This window comes from Methylophaga sp. UBA4204 (assembly GCF_002379485.1).
Taxonomy (GTDB): Bacteria; Pseudomonadota; Gammaproteobacteria; order Nitrosococcales; family Methylophagaceae; genus Methylophaga.
Window position 1 is genome coordinate 30,983 of record NZ_DFTU01000060.1, and the last position, 3,592, is coordinate 34,574.

Annotated in this window: 5 protein-coding genes; 2 read left to right on the forward strand and 3 right to left on the reverse strand. The window is 44.8% G+C overall.

Annotated features, from left to right (window positions below):
* A partial coding sequence (locus tag B3182_RS08670) for a DUF3400 domain-containing protein (protein WP_292752382.1) occupies positions 1–413 on the forward strand: 413 nt, incomplete at its 5' end.
* A 58-nt stretch (positions 414–471) separates the two neighbouring features.
* On the opposite strand, the gene B3182_RS08675 is transcribed toward B3182_RS08670, so the two are convergent.
* The 3 genes from B3182_RS08675 to B3182_RS08685 are packed head-to-tail and all read right to left on the reverse strand — an operon-like array spanning position 472 to position 1,879.
* On the reverse strand, positions 472–819 hold the full coding sequence (locus B3182_RS08675; protein ID WP_292356481.1) for a HopJ type III effector protein: 348 nt from the start codon (positions 817–819) through the stop codon (positions 472–474).
* Positions 820–834: 15 nt separating this feature from the next.
* Entirely contained in the window at positions 835–1,500 is a 666-nt protein-coding gene (locus B3182_RS08680; protein WP_292356479.1) for a nitroreductase, read from the reverse strand.
* Positions 1,490–1,879, reverse strand: coding sequence for a YbaN family protein (locus B3182_RS08685; RefSeq protein WP_292356477.1), 390 nt, complete (start codon positions 1,877–1,879; stop codon positions 1,490–1,492). Before B3182_RS08685 ends, B3182_RS08680 begins: the two co-directional genes overlap by 11 nt.
* A 325-nt stretch (positions 1,880–2,204) precedes the next feature.
* On the opposite strand from B3182_RS08685, the gene B3182_RS08690 reads away from it, so the two are divergent.
* Positions 2,205–3,592: transporter substrate-binding domain-containing protein (locus tag B3182_RS08690; protein WP_292752385.1), on the forward strand; the 1,388-nt coding region annotated here is incomplete at its 3' end.

Genomic DNA, 3,592 nt, shown 5'->3' on the forward strand with positions numbered 1-3,592 from the left:
AGTATATGTATCACGATCCCTGCCATACACCGATGAAAACCTATAAACCAACGTCAGTGGCCGCCAGTCTGTTGGGTCAGGATGTCACCTTGAATGATCGTTGCTGTGGTGAAGCAGGTTCGTTTGCCGTTGCACGTCCTGATATTGCCACGCAGGTTCGGTTCCGTAAGGAAGAAGAGATCACCAAGGGCATCCAAGAATTAACTGGCCAGGACAAAGCGGTTAAAGGCAATGTGAAAATGCTGACGTCCTGCCCAGCCTGTCAGCAGGGGCTGTCACGCTACAACGAAGATACCGGTATTGAAACCGATTACATTGTGGTGGAAGTGGCGAAACACGTGCTAGGTGAACAGTGGCATACACAGTTTATTGATAATGTGAAAGCCGGTGGTATTGAGCGGGTACTGCTCTAATAAATAGAATGATCCCGGACGCAGTATTCTGCGTTCGGGATTTTTTTATGAAAGGCTATCAGTGCAGAGGCGTTAACGCTTCACCGTTGAAACTGACACGATCCCAGCCATAACGCAGAAAGTTACGGATATTCTGATGGTCTTCACCTTTGGGATTCAGCAAAACATCGCTTCGGTAATAACGCCCAAAACAGGCTAAGGTCTGTGACTCTCCCAATTCATGCAAAATACCAAAAAACAGAATTTTGCATGATCCATTATTCTCTCCAGCATCATTATGCAGCTCACCGTTATGAAATGCGGTGGGGGTGAACTGATAATTGGTATCAATCACTGCAATGGTATCTTCGAAATCAATTGCGGACGGATTATCAGTCAACGTGCTGAGAAAGGTCGCTAAATCCATAGTAAAACTCCAAAATTAATAAAAAAAGCGGGTAAATTCGGCCACTGGTTCACGAGCAGTGCGGTATTTATTAACCGCAGCATGAGTATCTTCATAACCTATTGCCATACCGCACACCAGAATAGTGTCGGCAGGATACTCCAGAATTTTTTTAACATTTTCAGGGTATTCCGCTAGAGCCGCCTGCGGACAGGTGGCCAGACCTTTATTCTGCGCGACCAGCATCAGATTTTGTATAAACATACCCAAATCCAGAAAGGATCCGGTCTGCATCTCTGCATCCATAAAAAATAGCATCATCACTGGTGCGTCAAACGCCCGATAATTGGCTTCCCATTGTTTCCGTTGGGCGTGTTTGTCTTTGCGGTCAATCTGCAAACTCTGATAAAGCTGTAAACCACAGGCACGGCGACGATCTATATACGGCGACTGCCAGGTTTCGGGGTAATAAGCATAGTCTGGTCTGGACGCATGACCTTCTCTGAAAGCGTGAATCAGACTCTCCGAGAGTTGTTGTTTGGTGTTGCCGGTCACGACTGCTACCTGCCAGGGCTGGGTATTGGCGCCTGAAGGTGCATGACGGGCGATATCGAGTATTTCATGAATAAGTTTATCGCTTACCGTTTTATCCAGAAATGCCCTGGTGCAGTGACGTTGTTTAATTACTTCATCAATCTTCATATTTGGGCTCTGCTTCTTTTAATCTCAGCACAAACCCTATCATTACCGCCGCTAGGCCCAATAGCATCAATTGCAATTCAATATGTCCCCATAACAACGTGATTGAAAAGCCAAAGGCGATGACCAGCATAACAAGTGCCTGGATTTTGGTACGGCGCCGTACTGTTTTGGTTTGATCCCATTGTCTTAATGGGGCCCCTATCCAGCGGTTATTCAGCAACATGGCGTGAAACCGTGGTGAAGTCTCGGCAAAACAGCCCAAGGCGAGAATCATAAACGGCGTAGTTGGCATTACGGGCAAAAATGCGCCAATTATTCCTAAAATGACGCATAACCAGCCAAAGCTGAAAATTAAAAAATGTTTGATTCTTTTTCTCATATTGAAAAAAAAGTTACCTGAATGTCAGAGTTTATTACCAGGTTTTGTTTATTTTTCAGCATCACTACTGCTGGAGGCCCATATCGTCCAACAAGGCAGCTGTTAAAGATAAACAGTCCCAAAGGGTTGGCATTCGCGACAGCTAAAATGTTTAATGTCATTATCAAACCGTGATTATACGTGCTGGCAACTAATGCTGAGGTTTCAATTGCCATAAAAGTCGAAAAACCAAAGCTTGTTCTAAGAAAGCATGACTCAGTTGTGACAAGCTTGGGGTATTAATTATCTTTTTAGATAAAGATCTACATCGCCAAAGAGGGTCAGCATGCAACAGCAAAATAAAACATTTCAGCTACCAATCCGCACCGCAGTAGTTGCAGGGTTAATGCTTTCCAGCTTGCTGGTCGCTGTAGTCATCATTGCATTGCAATATTACTTCAATAAGAACCTGGCAGAGAAAACACTGCATTCTCGTTATCAGCAAACAAAGGCCAGTGTGAATGAGTATCTGGAATCCATTGATAATCGTGCCACGAATGAAATAAATGAACTAAAACAGTTACCCAGATTGCTCGAAAATCCACAGATAAATGGTGAAGTCGGTCAGTTGTTGGTTGCCGTTATGCAACGTAATCCGTTATTTCAATCGGTTTATCTTGGTCAACAAAATGGTGAGGTAGAACAACTCATCAACTTACAGGCCACGCCAGCCCTGCGCCAGCATTTGCGTGCAGAGGAGGCAGATCGTTGGCTGTTAATCAAAATTTTCAATGAAGATGGTCAGCAACATCGACGCCTTGAATATTATGATCGTAATTTTACCCTTCGTCATGCCTGGCAGCATCAAAGTGATTTTGATATCACTACCCATTCCTGGTTTTCAGAGGCTACCGTCGATGAAGTGAGCAAAACTCAATCCTATCTGCTCGCCGAAATGCATTCTCCAGCACAAACCTACTCAGTCAAATTGCCAGACAGTGATGCCGTTTTATCGATCACCGTAGAATTGACAGGATTGTCTACTTTGCTGGAAAACCGTCATCGAGACAATGAAACGGAAATATTTTTCTATCCACAAACCGGTGGAGTTATTGCCTCCAACCAACCTGCAGAACAGATAACCTCATTGCCAGAAGCGCCAAGACTGGAACTGACCAACGAGCAACTGGCAATCATTGAAGAAAACCCGATAGTACGGGTGAGTAGTGAGAAAGACTGGCCGCCATTAAATTTTTCCAGTAACGGTGTTCCCATGGGGTATGCCGTAGATGTGCTGAATTACATTTCACGGATGAGCGGGTTGGAAATGCAGTTTATTACTGGAGACAATTGGCAACAGTTGGCCACACAGTTTGTTGATGGTGAGCTGGAAATCATGCAGCCGGTTTTTTACAGTGAGTTTCGTAACTTTATGGGTGAAATGACCATTCCGTTTGTCGATGTTCCTTACGGCATTATCACCTCTTCCGAGTCGCCTGTTACACGTATTACAGAGCTGAACGGTAAAACGGTTGCCATCCCTGAGGGCTGGTCCTTAACCGGCAGGTTGCAAGCTGAGTTTCCAGATATCAACATTATTGAAGTGGAAACGACTCGTGAAGTTTTTGAAGCCGTTATCAGCGGGGAGGCTGATGCCGGAATGGATACGGCAATTACGTTGCAATATATCACTGCCCAGGAATATTCCGATGAAATAACGGTGCATCAGGGGGT